Genomic DNA, 16,517 nt, shown 5'->3' on the forward strand with positions numbered 1-16,517 from the left:
CGCTTATATTGTAAAATTCATATTACCAGCCACTTACTGTAATTGGCATAGGACAAGAACCGCAAATTACCGGCATAAAACAAGCAAAAACGATGCGAAAAAGGCAAAAACGCCCCCAAATACGCATCTGAGTCGGAAGAATTTGCACATGTCCCGAACGAATCCCGAAGGCATCCCGAACAAAAAAGGTCAGCTAAGCAGACTGATATATGTGCCTATGGCATCCTCAATCTCGCTTATCTTTATGAATTCATCGGCGGTGTGCGAACGGGATGATTCGCCCGGACCGAGTTTGAACGACGGGAATCGCATCAGGGCTTGGTCGCTGAGCGTTGGCGAGCCGAAAGGCTTCTTGCCCATGCCTACAAGTTTCTGAATAAGCGGATGGCTGGTGCTTATGCGTGATGAATTCAGTCTTGTTGAGCGATATTCGGCTCCGGGAACGTGCGATTTTATTATGTCGAAAACCTCTTGGTTAGAGTAGAGCTCGTTGGTGCGTACATCGACTACAAACGTGCATTTGTCGGGCACAACATTGTGCTGAGTTCCGGCATTTATAACCGTTACCGACATTTTGTTTGCGCCCAGAAGGTCGGAAACCTTCTCGAACTGGTAGTCTCTGAACCATTCAATCCAGCCGAGGGCTTTGTAGATGGCATTTTCGCCTTCGTTGCGCGCCGCATGTCCGGCCTTTCCGGTGGCGGTAACATCAAGCACCATCAAACCCTTTTCGGCAACGGCAGGCTGCATTCCGGTAGGCTCGCCAACTATGGCAACATCAATTTTAGGAAGAAGCGGAAGAACGCTTTCTATTCCGTTTTTGCCCGAAACTTCTTCCTCGCACGATGCAAGGTAGACGAGATTGTAATCGCGTTTTCGGTCCTTCAGCACTCTGAAAGCCTGAAGCAGAGAAACCAGTCCGCCGCCGTCGTCGTTGCTGCCCAGTCCGTACAGAATGTCGTCTTCGATTGTTGGCTCGAACGGATTTCGGGTGTACGAACTTGACGGCTTTACGGTGTCGATGTGTGCGTTAAGGAGTATTGTCTGGCGGGATTCGTCAAAATCGGGCGCGATGGTCCAGATGTTGTTTCCGCTGCGGTGGGTTGGCAGATTTTTGCTGTGCATGTAGTTTTGCAGCAGGTCGGCTGCGATGTCCTCGTTTCGGCTTATCGATTCGGTTCTTATCAGATTCTGAAGCAGTTCGACAGCCTCTTGCGTTAGTTTCTTTGTGTCGGCAATCATAAATATTATTTTGTTTAGCGATGCAAAAATAGCAAAAATACACTAATATGTGATACACCTTTGGTAGTTGCTTGTTACATTTCGTAAAATAAGTGCGAAAGTATAGACGCCTGATGGCTAAAATAACTATTTTTGCCGTATAGTAATCGACTAAATGGAATCTTAATACGTAACAAAGAAGATAAACAGAATTTGATTTTGTGGCTCGTTTATATTGATGTGTGGAAAAAGGCTGACCCTCATGAAGATAATTAATCTTATAACCGATAACCGACGACATAAAACCTTATGTCTGTGCAGACCCGTTTCCGGTGGTGCACAAGTACGGCGTGTTTCTTACCGTTAGTTTCTGCTGAAAACATCTATTCGCGCGCCCAATCTGCTGGCGGTGGCGAAGCGCAATCCCAACATCTTGGACGTATGCCGAAGTCGTCACGAAGCAATCTTTATTGCAGGATGAATGGCGGGGACATCGCTCTGAAATGCGGTAAAACCGCCAAAAATGAGTGGAAGGAAAGCAACATATACAACTCCCATTCGGCGTTTCGGCTTCGAATCCAGTCTTTGCGTCGCGGACTCAGCATAATCCGCCAGAACGAAATGGTTGTAAATAAGATAATGATAGTTAGATAAGTGTTGTACGTGTTATGAGCAGTTTGCCGCAAAACGCATAACTGCAAGTTCTGAAATCTCCAGTCGTGAAACATTCGGCTGGAGATTTTGTTTTTGCGCCCCCGAAAAGCCACGATTTGCCTGCTATTCTCCGGCAACTCCGTCTGCATCTGCCGCTAATGCAAAAAAATGCGTTTTTTTGTTTATGTTATTGCAAATAAAGTAATATATTTGCAAGAATAAAAAACAAACAGATGAGAAATAAAATAACGCCTTTAAACATCTTGGTTCAAGAACAGGCTAAGAAGTATGGTAACAGAACAGCATTAAAGTACAGAGATTACAGTCAGGAAAAATGGCTGGATGTTTCGTGGATTCAGTTTGCCGAAAAGGTAAATGCTGTGTCAAGAGCACTTATGGCAATGGGTGTGAGAGTGCAGGAGAACATTGCAGTCTTCTCGCAGAATATGCCCGAGTGCTTTTATTGCGATTTCGGAGCATACGGCATCCGCGCGGTTACCATTCCGTTCTATGCAACAAGTTCCGAGGCTCAGGTTCAGTACATGCTGAACGATGCCGAGGTGCGTTTTATGTTTGTAGGCGAGCAGCAGCAGTACGACACGGCTTTCCGTTCACATTCGCTGTGTCCTACGCTTCAGAAACTTATTATCTTCAGCCGCGAAGTTGTTAAGAATCCGCAGGATACGACTTCAATATATTTCGATGAATTCTTGGCAACCGCAACCGATGCTTTCGACAAGGAGATTGAGGAGCGCAAGCAGGGCGTTCAGGATTCAGAACTCGTAAACATTCTCTACACTTCGGGAACAACGGGCGAGAGCAAGGGCGTAACCCTCCGTTACTCAAACTATTATGCAGCCTTCGATGCCAATATCATTGGTCTTCCCGAACTTAGCGAGAACGATGTAGTCCTGAATTTCTTGCCGTTCACCCACGTGTTCGAGCGCGCATGGTCGTACCTCTGCATCCATCAGGGCTGCACATTGGCTGTAAACCTGCGTCCTGTCGATGTGCTGAAGAGTATGCAGGAGGTTCATCCTTCGTGCATGTGCGCCGTTCCGCGATTCTGGGAGAAGGTCTATGCCGGCGTTATGGACAAGATAGCCTCTTCGCCGAGCGTTCAGAAGAAACTGTTGAGCGATGCGCTTGAGTGCGGACGAAAGTACAACGTAGAGTATCGTCTGAAAGGACTCACTCCGCCGCTCGGTCTGAAACTTAAATACAAGTTCTACGAGAGTACCGTAATCTCGCTTCTGAAGAAGACTCTCGGCTTGGAGAATGCCAACTTCTTCCCAACGGCTGGTGCCGCCGTGCCTCCAAAGGTCGAGGAACTTATTCACGCAGTTGGTATAAACATGATGGTTGGCTACGGACTTACAGAGAGTACCGCAACCGTATCGAACGACTTGCTGAAACAGCCGATTTCTATCGGTTCCATCGGTCGTCCTATATATAATCTCGAAGTCAAGATTGGCGAAAACGATGAGATTCTGCTTCGCGGCGAGACCATAACAAAGGGATATTACAAGAAAGATGCTGCAACAAAGGCTGCCATCGACGAAGACGGATGGTTCCACACGGGAGATGCCGGCTACATCAAGGACGGCGAACTTTATCTTACCGATAGAATCAAGGATTTGTTCAAGACTTCAAACGGAAAATACATCGCTCCGCAGATGCTCGAGAGCAAGTTTGTGGTAGACCGCTACATCGACCAGATTTCAATCATCGCCGACCAGCGCAAGTTCGCTTCGGCCTTGATTATTCCTAACTACGACGCTCTGAAGGAATATGCCGAGAACAAGGGCATATCATACAACTCGATTGCCGAACTCTGCAAGAACAAGCAGGTAAATGAGATGTTCAAGGAAAGAATCGATACTCTTCAGCAGGAATTTGCCCACTACGAGCAGATTAAAAAGTTTGTCCTGCTGCCTGAACCATTCTCTATGGCAAAGGGCGAACTCACAAACACCCTGAAGGTTAAGCGCCCTGTTCTTTACAAGAACTATCAGGCTGAAATCGATGCGATGTACGCAGAATAAACAGAAAACAACAATTAGGTAGATAAATGATTACAACAGATCAGTTAAAAGATGTTCAGGACAGAACCGAGGCGTTGAACCGTTACCTCGACATCGAGAACAAACTCATTCAGGTTGAAGAGGAACAACTCCGCACGCAGGCTCCCGGCTTCTGGGACGATGCCAAGGCTGCCGAGGAGCAGATGAAGAAGGTAAAAGACTTGCAGAAGTGGATTGACGGCTACAAGGAAGTAAAGGTTCTTGCCGACGAACTTCAGTTAAACTTCGATTTCTACAAAGACGAACTCGTTACCGAGGAGGAGGTAGACACGGCCTATGCCAACGCAATAGAGGCAATCGAGAATCTCGAACTGAAGAATATGCTTCGCGAGGAAGCCGATGGAATGGACTGCGTTCTGAAAATCAACTCGGGTGCAGGCGGCACCGAGAGTCAGGACTGGGCTTCGATGCTTATGCGTATGTATATGCGCTGGGCTGAGGCTAACAACTACAAGGTTCGCATCAGCAACCTTCAGGACGGCGATGAGGCTGGAATAAAGACCGTAACGATGGAAATCGAAGGCGACTCGGCCTACGGCTATCTAAAGGGAGAGAACGGCGTTCATCGCTTGGTCCGTGTATCGCCATACAACGCTCAGGGAAAGCGAATGACATCGTTCGCCAGCGTGTTCGTAACGCCTCTGGTTGACGATAGCATCGAGATAAATGTTGAAAAAAGCAAGATTTCATGGGATTTGTTCCGCTCGGGAGGTGCCGGCGGTCAGAACGTAAACAAGGTCGAGACGGGTGTCCGCCTTCGTTATCAGTATACCGACCCAGATACCGGTGAAACCGAAGAAATCCTTATCGAGAATACCGAGAGCCGTAAGCAGCTCGAAAACCGCGAGAACGCAATGCGATTGCTCCGCTCACAGTTGTACGACCGCGAGATGAAGCGCCGTATGGCAAAGCAGGCCGAAATAGAGGCTGGCAAAAAGAAAATCGAGTGGGGCTCGCAGATCAGAAGTTACGTATTCGACGACCGCCGCGTGAAAGACCATCGCACGCAGTTCCAGACATCTGATGTAAACGGCGTGATGGACGGAAAAATAGACGGTTTCATCAAGGCTTATCTGATGGAATTCTCTGGTTCTGCAAACAACTAAAGTCTATGGGACTCGAGATAGAAAGAAAATTTTTGGTTTTTGGAGATGGCTACAAACAACAGGCTTTCTCCAAAAGCCATATTGTACAGGGGTATATCTGTAGCGCAAAGGGGCGTACGGTAAGAGTGCGCATACGCGATGAAAAGGCGTATCTTACAATCAAAGGTCCGTCGGAAGACGGCATCGGCCGCTATGAGTTCGAGAAGGAAATAACGCTCGACGAGGGCAGGGAACTTATGCGCCTGTGCGAGCCGGGAATGATTGACAAGATTCGCTATCTCGTAAAATCGCCCGATGGAATCCATACTTTCGAGGTTGATGAGTTCTTTGGCGAGAATGAGGGGCTGGTAATGGCAGAGGTAGAACTGTCGGCGGCTGATGAAAAGTACGAAAAGCCCGATTTCATCGCTATCGAAGTTACTGGCGACAGGCGCTTCTACAACTCTCAGTTGATGAGTAATCCGTTCTGCAACTGGAAATCCGAAGTGCTGAAGAAAAATCCGGTTTAATCGGCTCGGACACCTCTGAAAACGTGATTTAAACTATGAAAAAACTTAAAACTTGTGAAGAATAAATTCTTTCTGCTTACAAAGGCCGACCGCCGCGTGCTTGTATTCCTTTCGGCGGCGTTGTGCGTGGCGACAATAGTCATGGTATTTTGCACTTTTCATCGTGCTGAGCAAGACGAAAAAGCGTCTCTGACAACCGAAGAGATAAAGTCGTTCATCGCATCGCTTAACGAACGTCCGCACGAATCGCGAAAGTGGGGTGAACGCCCGGCTTATGAGCACAAGGAGTATGTCCGCAACGAACCTGTTGCTCTGAATTTGCATACATTCGATCCAAATACGGCCGATTCCATCGAACTGCTTCAACTCGGTTTTCCCAAGTATGTGGCTCATAACATTCTTGCCTATCGTCGGAAAGGCGGCATGTTCAGAACTCCCGAAAAACTGTCTACGGTCTACGGCATGACGCCCGAGGTCTTCAATCGCGCCAAGCCGTATATTTCGATTGCCCTTCAGTCTTCAGCCGATAGAACCGGGCAAAAAGACACGGCAAGTAAGCCGCTCTACGTTGCGCAGCCCAAACTTGCCAAAGGCACAATCGTCGACCTCAACGCAGCCGATACAACCTTGCTGAAGAAAGTTCCCGGCATCGGAAGCGGATATGCAAAGGCAATAGTGCGCTATCGCGAGCAACTTGGCGGATTCGTCTCGGTATCGCAATTGAACGAAATTAAGTCGATTCCATCGGATGCTTTGGCATGGTTCGAGGTCAAGCCGAGCCATTCGGTCAAGAAGATTGACGTAAATTCGGGTGGAGTAGAGAAACTTACGCGCCATCCATACATCAATTTCTATCAGGCAAAGGCAATCGTTGAGTATCGCCGAAAGCGCGGAGACATAAAGTCCGTTCGCCAACTCGGTTTCATGGAGCAGTTTTCCGAAGCCGACATAAAGCGGCTTGAGCCATATCTCAAATTCTGATGAAAACCGTCGGGAATGTAAAAAACTTTTCATATCTTTGCTATTATGAATACAAAATACTATAATCCAGTTCTCGCAGTCTGTCTCACCCGGTGCATTCAGGCAAGAGACTGGACGCAGTTGTATTCAATGCTAAAGAAACTCTCTAATACGGATTTCCGAAACGCCGAGAGCCTTATTGCCGAGGTCATTCTGCCCGAGGAAGACAACGACGGTTTTTGGCTCGTCTACAACCAGCTTGTAAGATACCGCTGCAAGGCTTTCATGGTCTGCATAGTCCGAAGCACGGCGCGGCTTGTCTCTTCCGGAAAATTCTCTATCGCAAGCAAGAATGTAAAGCCCGTATTTGAGTTCCTGAACGGCGAGCCGCTCGATGTAAGAATGAAGTTTGTGAAGATGATTCTGCCGCTCATAGCCGATGAAACCGAGGCTGACAGACTTTTTTCGGAGGTGGATGTTGAGAGTGAGGAGGCTTTGCTTAACCAATGTCTGCTTTGTGGCACGGAAATTGCATATTACACTATGTTCAAGCATCTAAAACAGAACGATGCCGAGCGCGATGTGGTGGTGTCGTGCATCAAGAAACTTATAAAGACCAAGACCGACAAGGCGTTCAACATGGCAAGCGTTCTGCAAAGTTACTTCGACGTGGAGAAGCAGCACGGCGTTTATGCCCTCAAACTCGAGCCTTACGAGATGAATTATCTCGACTCGTCGTACAAGACATTTCTGAAAGTTTTAAACAGAATCTAAATATTAAAAATTATGGGTGATATATTTACTTCGGCAGCAATAGCGTGGGGCGTGGTAGCTCTGCTGTTCCTCATTACCGAATTGATGACCGGAACGCTCTATGTGCTTTGCGTGTTCGTTGGCGCGCTTGCTGCATCGTTTGTGCCTCTGTTTGGCGGCGGATTCATCGCGCAGGTAGCAGTATTTGCTATCTTTTCGCTATTGTCGTTGTTCTTTATTCGTCCTGTTCTGCTCAAGACACTCAAGACGAAGCAGGCTCCAAAGAGCAATGCCGATGCCATTATAGGCCGTATTGGCAGAGTGAGCCAGACAATCAAGGCTGGCGAGTATGGCAGGGTTGCCATCGATGGCGACGACTGGAAGGCTGAGTCGGTGGAATCGGAAGATATTCCGGTTGGCAGCAAGGTTGAAGTGTTAGATAGGAAAAGTTTAATATTAACTGTAAAAACAATTTAAATTATGGATCCATTACTTATTTTCTTAGGGGTTCTTGTCGTTCTGGTAATAATCGTTGTCCAGAAGTCGATAAAGATTATCCCACAGAGCGAGACAAAGATTGTTGAGCGTCTTGGACGCTATCACGCAACGCTTAATCCGGGTATAAACATCATTATACCGTTTATCGACAAGCCAAAGGAACTTGTAGTGCTGAAGCACAATTCATATCGATATACCGATGTGATTGACTTGCGCGAGCAGGTTTACGACTTCGACAAGCAGAATGTTATCACAAAGGATAACGTTCAGACGCAAATCAACGCGTTGCTGTATTTCCAGATTGTAGACCCGTTCAAGGCTGTTTACGAGATTGACAATCTGCCAAACGCTATCGAGAAGCTTACGCAGACAACGCTCCGTAACATCATCGGTGAGTTGGAACTCGATGAAACCTTGACTTCTCGCGACACCATCAATACAAAACTTCGTGCCGTACTCGACGATGCAACCGACAAGTGGGGTATAAAGGTAAACCGCGTAGAACTTCAGGACATCACGCCTCCAGCAAGCGTTCTTAACGCAATGGAGAAGCAGATGCAGGCAGAGCGTAACAAGCGTGCCGAAATCCTTAACAGCGAGGGTGAGAAGCAGAGTGCAATCCTCCGTTCAGAAGGTGAAAAGGCTTCTATGATTAACAATGCCGAGGCCGACAAGCAGGCTGCAATCCTCCGTGCCGAGGCAAACAAACAGAAGGCTGTCCTCGAGGCTGAGGGTGAGGCTCAGGCAACAATCCGCAAGGCTGAGGCTGAAGCCGAGGCTATCAACAAGATTAAGCAGGCTATAGGCGACTCAAACAACCCGATTAACTATCTTGTAGCCCTTAAGTATATGGAGACTCTTAACCAGATTGCCGGCAAGGAAGGCAACAAGACAGTCTACCTGCCATACGAGGCTACCGGAATGATGGGCTCAATTGGTGGAATCAAGGATTTGTTCAAGGACAAATAAGGCATATTGCTATATAAAAAAGAAACAGGCCGCATTTTTCAAGTGCGGTCTGTTTTTTTTATCTCTTCAAAAATCAAGATGTCGATTACTTCATGTTGCTGGCAATCTTCTCGGCAATAGCCTTGAATTCATCGGCTGAGAGTTCAAGTTTAGGGTTCTTGAAGTTCATGTCGTTCTCGCTGTTCATCGGCACGAGATGAATGTGTGCGTGAGGAACTTCGAGGCCGAGCACCGCAACGCCTACCTTAATGCAAGGGAAAGCCTCTTTTATGGCGTTTGCAACGTGCTTTGCAAAGATGTGCATACGTCCCAGTTCGTCGTCCTCGAGGTCGAAGATATAGTCAACCTCTCTCTTTGGGATAACGAGCGTATGACCTTTTGCCAGAGGCGCGATGTCGAGAAATGCATAGAACTCATCGTTTTCTGCCACCTTGTAGCTCGGAATCTCGCCTGCAACTATCTTACTGAAAATTGTTGCCATAGTCGTATTGTTTATAAGTGTTACTGCTCAAAAGAAATGTTTGTAATCTCAAGGTTTATCTTGCCCTGCGGAATTGTAATCTCGGCGATGTCGCCAACCTTCTTGTTAAGCAATCCCTGAGCGATAGGAGTCTTGATTGAAATCTTGCCATGCTTCAGGTCTGCCTCGCTTTCCGAAACGATGGTGTATTTCATCTTCATTCCTGTCTTGGTGTTCTTCATCTCTACGGTAGAAAGAATCTGAACGCTGTCGGTAGACAGTTTGCTTGTGTCTATAATCTTAGCCTCGGCGAGCACGGCTTTGAGGTTGCTGATGCGCATCTCGAGCATGCCCTGTGCCTCTTTGGCAGCATCGTATTCTGAGTTTTCAGACAAGTCGCCCTTGTCGCGTGCTTCTGCAATGGCTGCTGAAGCCGCTGGACGCTCTATTTCTTCCATGTGTTTAAGTTGAGCTACCATCTTGTCGTAGCCCTCTTGAGTCATATAAGCCATATTTATTAAAAATTTTAGTTTGTTTTTCAATTTGGTTTTGCGCGTTTTCTGGCAGGCGCAAAAAGAAAAAGAATTCCGGCAGTTTGTATTATGCCGGAACCCCTTATCCCAAAACTATCTTGTTTGCAAAGATAATGTTTTTTTCTTAACTTTGGTATCTTTTGGTAAAAAACTTTGTTTTACAACAACGACTGTATTGCTGCGTCGAGGTCTTTAATCTGCTCGTTGCGCATCTTTATTTCGTTGTCTTTGTTTATGAGGAAGATGCAAGGCACGGTGCTAACTCCGTAGATGTTTGCATAGCTGCTGCTCAGTCCTCTTTCGTCTCTTACGCATACCCAAGGCAGGGCGTCGGCCGATGTCTTCCAGAAGTGCTCGTCTTCGTCGAGTGAAACCTGATAGATTGTGAAGCCTTTGCTGTGGTACTTATTGTACAGTTCGCGCAGCATCATGTTGCGCTGTGCCGACTGCGGAGCACCAAATACGGTAAATTCGAGCAATACTGTCTGACCTTTAAGCGATGTAAGGTCGCGAACCTTTCCGTTTACATCCTTCAGCGAGATGTTTATGCATCCAGCCTCTGAAACCTTGCTTGGGTCAATCTCCAGCGTCTTTCTCTGCGGAGCGCGGGTATTGTTCATGCCTCGGATGGCTATGTTATGCAAGTTCTTTGTTCTTTCCGACTCCGGATAGGCTGCGTCCCAACTTGTTGCAACGGCCGCGAAGCACTTTATGTCGTCCTTGTTTGTCATTGGGTCGAACAAAAGATAGTTGCCAAGAGTTTGGAACAGGGCAAAGTAAGAAGCCGGTTTGTTCGGTGCCTTGAAGATGTAGTTGTACTTTATATCGTTCTTGAACGATTCAACCATCGCCTTTATGCTGTCTTCGGCAATGCCGGGCGCAATGTTCTTGTTGTCTTGCAGTTTGATGATGTTCTCCTTCAGTTTCAACTGCTTAAGGGCGATTTCCTTAATCTCGGCAACATCGTTGTTTCCCTCAATCTCGTAGTTGCCAGCCATCTGCTTGGCATCGGCCTTAATCTTGATTGTCTCGGTAGAATCGACACAGAAACTTATAATGTTGTTTCCCAGACGGATATGATAGAACTCTGGATTATCTGAAGGCGCGCCCTTGAAACTGAAGTTTCCGTTAGAGCCGAGTTTTACCGAGTCTATAGTCTCGATACCGCTCAGACCGTCAGCCTCGAGATATAGGGTTGAGTCGGCAGCGTTGCTTATGGTTCCCTCGACCACAAATTTAGGAGAGTTGTCGCACGCGGTAAATGCAAGTGCTGACATTCCTATTGCAAAAAGATATTTCTTCATGGATTTTTATGCTTTTTTGATAAATATGAGTTGCAAAGATACAATCCTTCGTTGATTTATACCGCATTTTTGGCATCAAAAATAAATAAAAATTATTTTTATCTAAACTTTTTATGAAAAATAAGGTGTGAATACAGTTTTAAATCTTTATCTTTACCGCGTTTTTTTAGATACAAATAGATATTAAGATGAATGTAATTACAAAGACAGTTGCATTGCCTGATGGAAGAACCATCAGCATTGAAACTGGAAAACTGGCAAAACAAGCCGATGGTTCTGTGATGCTCCGCATGGGCAACACTATGCTCCTGGCCACTGTATGTGCCGCAAAAGATGCAGTACCCGGTACTGATTTTATGCCTCTTCAGGTAGAGTATAGAGAGAAGTATGCCGCTAACGGCCGTTTCCCGGGCGGTTTTACAAAGCGCGAAGGTAAGGCTTCTGACGAAGAAATCCTTACTTGCCGTTTGGTTGACCGTGCTTTGCGTCCGCTTTTCCCTTCAAACTATCACGCAGAGGTTTATGTTAATGTGATTCTGTTCTCAGCAGACGGTGTAGACATGCCAGATGCACTTGCTGGTTTTGCTGCTTCAGCCGCTCTTGCTTGTTCTGATATACCTTTCGAGGGTCCAATTTCTGAGGTTCGTGTAGCACGTATCAACGGCGAGTTCGTCATCAACCCAACATTCGAGCAGTTGAAAGAGGCTGATATGGATTTGATGGTTGGTGCTACCGAGGAGAACATCATGATGGTTGAGGGCGAGATGAAGGAAGTTTCTGAGCAGGATCTTCTTGCTGCGCTCAAGGCTGCTCACGATGCCATCAAGCCACAGTGCCAGCTTCAGAAGGAACTGATGAAGGAACTTGGCACAGACGTTAAGCGCGAGTACTGCCACGAAGTAAACGACGAGGATTTGCGTGCCGATGTTCAGAAGGTATGCTATCAGCCAGCCTACGACGTAACAAAGCAGGCTTTGGAGAAGCATGCACGCGCAGAGGCTTTCGAGAAGATTCGCGAGGACTACAAGGAAGCTTACGCTGCCGCTCACTCTGACTTGACTGCTGAGGAACTCGAAGAGAAGAACGCTCTTATCGACCGCTACTATCACGATGTAGAGCGCGATGCTATGCGTCGTTGCATCCTCGACGAGGGTACTCGTCTCGATGGTCGTCATACAACCGACATCCGTCCAATCTGGTGCGAGGTTTCTCCACTTCCTGGACCTCACGGATCTGCAATCTTCACTCGTGGCGAGACTCAGTCTCTCTCAACTTGTACTCTTGGTACAAAACTCGACGAGAAACTTGTTGACGGTGCTTTGGAGCGTTACAACCAGCGTTTCCTTCTTCACTACAACTTCCCTCCATTCTCAACTGGCGAGGCTAAGGCACAGCGTGGCGTAGGCCGTCGCGAGATTGGTCACGGTCATCTTGCATGGCGTGGTATCAAGGGACAGATTCCAGAGGATTATCCTTACACAGTTCGTGTAGTTTCAGATATTCTTGAGTCAAACGGTTCTTCTTCTATGGCAACAACTTGTGCTGGTACTCTTGCACTTATGGATGCCGGTGTGCCTATCAAGAATCCAGTTGCTGGTATCGCAATGGGTCTTATCAAGAATCCGGGCGAGGACAAGTATGCAATCCTTTCTGATATCCTTGGCGACGAGGATCACTTGGGAGATATGGACTTCAAGACAACTGGTACAAAGAACGGTCTTACTGCAACTCAGATGGATATCAAGTGCGACGGTTTGTCATACGAGATTCTTGAGAAGGCTTTGATGCAGGCTAAGGCTGGCCGCGAGCATATCATGGGCGAGATGATGAAGACAATCTCTGAGCCTCGTGCTGAGCTTAAGCCACATGTACCACGCATCGAGATGATTACAATTCCTAAGGACTTTATCGGTGCTGTAATCGGTCCTGGCGGTAAGATTATCCAGAGCATGCAGGAAGAGACTGGTACTGTAATCACAATCGAGGAGGTTGACGGCGTAGGTAAGGTTTCTATCTCTGCTCCAGACAAGAGTGCAATCGAGGCTGCTCTTGCAAAGATTAAGGCTATCGTTGCAATTCCAGAGGTTGGCGAGGTTTACAAGGGTGTTGTTCGCAGCGTAATGCCTTATGGCTGCTTCGTTGAGTTCATGCCGGGCAAGGATGGCTTGCTCCACATCTCAGAGATCGACTGGAGACGTCTTGAGACAGTTGAACAGGCTGGCATCAAGGAAGGCGACGAAATTGAGGTTAAGCTTATCGACATCGACCAGAAGACTGGCAAGTTCAAGTTGAGCCACAGAGTTCTGCTCGAGAAGCCAGCCGATTACGTTGAGCGTCCAGAGCGTCCACGTCGTGAAAACCGCGGTCCGCGTCCAGAAGGCGAGCGCCGCCCACGTCCACGTCGTGAGGACAAAGAATAATAATTCTTTCGCATAAAATAATGAGAGAAGACTGGTTCGCTTCAGTCTTCTCTTTTTTTATCTTATGTGAATTATTTTGGCTTGCTTGTCCGAACCTTCCCCGTAGCTACCCCGTACCTACTCCGTAGCTACCCCGTAGCTACTCCAAACCTTCCGGCTTGTTATCCCGAATCTACTCCGAATCTACCTCGTACCTTTCGGCTTGCTATTCCTTTGCTACCTCCTTGTTGTCGGCTTACTTCAAAGAACATAAACAATTGACAATTCGTAATTGACAAATGACAATTATTGATTCTGAAAAGAAACGACATTCTCAACTGCCTGTTGTCGTGAATTGATATTAAGATCTTTCAACTTCCAATTCTCAAATTTCAATTGTCAACTGTCCATTGTCAATTAGAATTTGAAGCTTACCTTATCACTCCGTGGCGACTTTCAATCTCTTTGTCTTTGTTTATCAGAAAGATGCAAGGGTAGTTTTTCAGATTGTAGAACTTGCTGAACATCAGATAGCCCGAGTTCTCTTGCCCGACAATCCAGTCTGCTGGAATCTTAAGCCTTGCAAAGTCCTTGCTCGACTCGTCAAAGCCGATGTTTATGATTATTATCGGTGCATCGGCATACCGTTTGTCCTGCGGCTTTGCCTTGCCTTTCATCATCTTTTTCAAAAGCGATATACAATGCTCGCACTCCACGTTGAAGAATATCACCACCGAGTTTCCCTTTATCGTATTATATAAGGTGTGCTTCTCTTTGCCGATATAGAAGGTGAAGTCCTCGGCGATGTCGGCTTTTGCAGTCGAATCGCTTACGTTTGCAGACCATTTTCCGCGAAAAGATTCGGCTTGTGCGGTATTGCCGATTATCGAAAAACACAATAAAAAGAAAAATAACTTCATAAAAACGTTTTTCCGTTACGAATTGCTGCAAAAATAACGCGTTAGGGGACGATTAGCAAAAAAAAAAGGCAAAAAACCAAATTTTCACTTTATTTCACATTTTTATTTTGCATATTTTCGTGAAAGTAACTATATTTGACAAATTTTTGTTTAATAGCCTATTTATATAGTGCTTGAAGATACATATAATTCTATAGAAAATGTGTAAAAGTTTAAGTGAAAAATTAGGTTCCACTCTGAAACTTGTCATGCTTTTGCTTTTGCTTACCAATGCTAAGAATGTTGGCGCGCAAACAGGAGTTGAAGATTTGCCAGCTCCACGCATAGCTGTCAAAACGAACTTGCCTTACTGGTTGACCTTGAGCCCGAACATAGGCGCTGAAGTCGGTATCACAGATCATATCACCGTAGACCTTGAAGGCGGTATGAACGTGTGGGAGCCATTCAGAGAGAATCTAAAGTGGAGACACATGGCAGGAGCGCTTGAAGGTCGCTACTGGTTTTGTGAGAGATTTTACGGGTGGTTTGTCGGCGTACATGGTGGCTATGGAATGTATAATTTCAGTCGAGTGCCAATCTTTATGGTCGACGGATCTTGTACCAAGCGTTACGAAGGTACGGCTATTCTTGGCGGTGCAAGCGTAGGACGTTCTTGGATCATTAACAAACGTTTCAATATAGAGGCCGAAATAGGTCTCGGCATCATTCATGCCAACTACAAGATGTTCGATTGTCCTGAATGTGGCGACTTTATTAAGGAAGGAAAGAAAACATTCTTCTCTCCGACAAAGATTGCTATTAACCTTATTTATGTTATTAAGTAATATATGGCGACTATGAAGAAATTAACTTTGTTGGCATTATGCCTGTTGATGAGCGTCGTAAGTCGCGCAGAAGACTTTCTTATAAGTAATTTTAGCATTATTCACGACGGAAATTACGTGTTGGTGAACTTCATCGTTACAGTTCCCGACTACGCTACTTCCGAGAGTAATATGCTCGTAGTTACTCCACATTTGTATAATGAATCACACGGTGTAGACTTCGTTGCATTCGTAGTAGAAGGACGAAAGATGGCAAAGCGAAACGCACAGAAGCGTACCGTAAGCGGAAATACAATTCATGCAAAGTATCTGAACAATGGTTCGACAATGGTTTACAGTTCGGCTCTCCCATACGAGGAGTGGATGGGCGGTAAGCTTTCGCTGCGTTTGGATATAGAGATGAAGAACTGCTGTAACACATACGACTTGGAGCCGCAGATGATTGGCGAGGTTCGCGTAGACCTTCCATTCAAGCCTATCTATAATGGTGTGCCAAACCGTGGTGCTCTTAGTGATGCTGTTCAGACTGCATATCCATTTATACGTCCAAACAGCCAGCGTAACGACAATGGCGACCGTGGCGTAAGCGTTCGTTTCCATGTTAGCCAGAGTAACATCGAGCCAGACTTCTCAACCAACCGCGAGACTCTTACCAAGATTAAGGAGGCCATCGAGTTGCTTCGTGCTAACCCACGTACACAGATTAGCGGAATCACAATCTCTGGTTATGCATCTCCTGAAGGTGAACTCGACTTTAACATGCAGTTGTCTGGCGACCGTGCAAATGCTTTGAAGCAGTACATCAGCGAACAGTACAATATCTCGGCCGACTCAATCGAGATTGTGGCTGGTGGTATCGACTGGCAGGGACTTGAGGACTTGGTTGCCAAGAGCGACATGAACTACAAGGAAGAGGTACTCCGAATCATGCACGAGGTTCCTGAAAACCAGCGTAACTCACATTTGATGAGCATCGCAAACGGACGAACATATATCGGTATGTTGGAGCAGTTGTATCCACAGTTGCGTGATGCTTGTTACATCAACGTATGGTATTCTGAAGGTGAAGACTTCGTTGCTCCGGTTATCTCGCAGGCTCTCGACAAGATGGCTAACCGCGAGTGGGATGCAGCCTTGTCATTGTTGCACACAGTCAGCAAGGATGAGCGTTCTTGGAACGATATAGGCGTCTGCTACATGATGAAGGGCGACTATACAAACGCCGAAATCTGGTTGCAGAAGGCGGTTGATGCAGGCGAAGACAATGCTCTTCAGAACTTGAACAACTTGCGTACAATGGGTCAGTAATTTATTAAAAATACA

The 16,517-nt window shown here is 46.5% G+C and carries 15 protein-coding genes; 10 read left to right on the forward strand and 5 right to left on the reverse strand.

The window, feature by feature from the left end:
• Window positions 1-189: 189 nt before the first annotated feature.
• Entirely contained in the window at window positions 190-1,242 is a 1,053-nt protein-coding gene (locus tag T538_RS0100315; RefSeq protein WP_031531591.1) for a M20 family metallo-hydrolase, read from the reverse strand.
• Between the two features lie 866 nt (window positions 1,243-2,108).
• Here T538_RS0100315 and T538_RS0100325 point away from each other — a divergent pair.
• The 7 genes from T538_RS0100325 to T538_RS0100355 are packed head-to-tail and all read left to right on the forward strand — an operon-like array spanning window position 2,109 to window position 8,754.
• Entirely contained in the window at window positions 2,109-3,920 is a 1,812-nt protein-coding gene (locus T538_RS0100325) for an AMP-dependent synthetase/ligase (RefSeq protein ID WP_031531592.1), read from the forward strand.
• A gap of 26 nt (window positions 3,921-3,946) precedes the next feature.
• Window positions 3,947-5,065 (forward strand): peptide chain release factor 2, encoded by a 1,119-nt coding sequence (prfB, locus tag T538_RS0100330; protein ID WP_031531593.1) that lies wholly within the window; start codon window positions 3,947-3,949, stop codon window positions 5,063-5,065.
• A gap of 5 nt (window positions 5,066-5,070) precedes the next feature.
• The gene (locus T538_RS0100335) at window positions 5,071-5,574 is read left to right on the forward strand and encodes a CYTH domain-containing protein (RefSeq protein WP_031531594.1); all 504 of its coding nucleotides are present in this window, start codon (window positions 5,071-5,073) and stop codon (window positions 5,572-5,574) included.
• A gap of 54 nt (window positions 5,575-5,628) precedes the next feature.
• The gene (locus T538_RS0100340; RefSeq protein ID WP_031531595.1) at window positions 5,629-6,555 is read left to right on the forward strand and encodes a helix-hairpin-helix domain-containing protein; all 927 of its coding nucleotides are present in this window, start codon (window positions 5,629-5,631) and stop codon (window positions 6,553-6,555) included.
• 45 nt (window positions 6,556-6,600) lie between these two features.
• Window positions 6,601-7,308, forward strand: coding sequence for a hypothetical protein (locus tag T538_RS0100345; RefSeq protein WP_031540326.1), 708 nt, complete (start codon window positions 6,601-6,603; stop codon window positions 7,306-7,308).
• A gap of 12 nt (window positions 7,309-7,320) precedes the next feature.
• Window positions 7,321-7,764 (forward strand): NfeD family protein, encoded by a 444-nt coding sequence (locus tag T538_RS0100350; RefSeq protein WP_051655763.1) that lies wholly within the window; start codon window positions 7,321-7,323, stop codon window positions 7,762-7,764.
• A 3-nt stretch (window positions 7,765-7,767) separates the two neighbouring features.
• Window positions 7,768-8,754 carry an SPFH domain-containing protein gene (locus T538_RS0100355; protein WP_031531599.1) on the forward strand — a complete coding sequence of 329 codons (987 nt, stop codon included), beginning with the start codon at window positions 7,768-7,770 and terminating at the stop codon, window positions 8,752-8,754.
• 85 nt (window positions 8,755-8,839) lie between these two features.
• On the opposite strand, the gene T538_RS0100360 is transcribed toward T538_RS0100355, so the two are convergent.
• The 3 genes from T538_RS0100360 to T538_RS0100370 all read right to left on the reverse strand — a co-directional run bounded on the left by T538_RS0100360 (window position 8,840) and on the right by T538_RS0100370 (window position 11,051).
• A complete protein-coding gene (locus T538_RS0100360; RefSeq protein ID WP_031531600.1) occupies window positions 8,840-9,235 on the reverse strand; it encodes an HIT family protein in 396 nt (131 codons plus the stop codon).
• A 20-nt stretch (window positions 9,236-9,255) separates the two neighbouring features.
• Window positions 9,256-9,726 (reverse strand): transcription elongation factor GreA, encoded by a 471-nt coding sequence (greA, locus tag T538_RS0100365; protein WP_031531601.1) that lies wholly within the window; start codon window positions 9,724-9,726, stop codon window positions 9,256-9,258.
• Between the two features lie 179 nt (window positions 9,727-9,905).
• Window positions 9,906-11,051 (reverse strand): DUF4369 domain-containing protein, encoded by a 1,146-nt coding sequence (locus T538_RS0100370; protein ID WP_031531603.1) that lies wholly within the window; start codon window positions 11,049-11,051, stop codon window positions 9,906-9,908.
• 188 nt (window positions 11,052-11,239) lie between these two features.
• Between T538_RS0100370 and pnp the strand changes: the two genes are divergently transcribed.
• Window positions 11,240-13,471 (forward strand): polyribonucleotide nucleotidyltransferase, encoded by a 2,232-nt coding sequence (pnp, locus tag T538_RS0100375; protein WP_031531605.1) that lies wholly within the window; start codon window positions 11,240-11,242, stop codon window positions 13,469-13,471.
• A 410-nt stretch (window positions 13,472-13,881) separates the two neighbouring features.
• On the opposite strand, the gene T538_RS0100380 is transcribed toward pnp, so the two are convergent.
• Window positions 13,882-14,370, reverse strand: coding sequence for a thioredoxin domain-containing protein (locus T538_RS0100380; protein ID WP_031540327.1), 489 nt, complete (start codon window positions 14,368-14,370; stop codon window positions 13,882-13,884).
• Between the two features lie 248 nt (window positions 14,371-14,618).
• Between T538_RS0100380 and T538_RS0100385 the strand changes: the two genes are divergently transcribed.
• Entirely contained in the window at window positions 14,619-15,194 is a 576-nt protein-coding gene (locus T538_RS0100385; protein WP_031531608.1) for a DUF3575 domain-containing protein, read from the forward strand.
• Between the two features lie 12 nt (window positions 15,195-15,206).
• Window positions 15,207-16,502 carry an OmpA family protein gene (locus tag T538_RS0100390; RefSeq protein ID WP_170828080.1) on the forward strand — a complete coding sequence of 432 codons (1,296 nt, stop codon included), beginning with the start codon at window positions 15,207-15,209 and terminating at the stop codon, window positions 16,500-16,502.
• The last annotated feature ends 15 nt before the right edge of the window (window positions 16,503-16,517 follow it).

The sequence above is a fragment of the Bacteroides sp. Ga6A2 genome (assembly GCF_000702225.1).
Classification (GTDB): domain Bacteria; phylum Bacteroidota; class Bacteroidia; order Bacteroidales; family Bacteroidaceae; genus Ga6A1.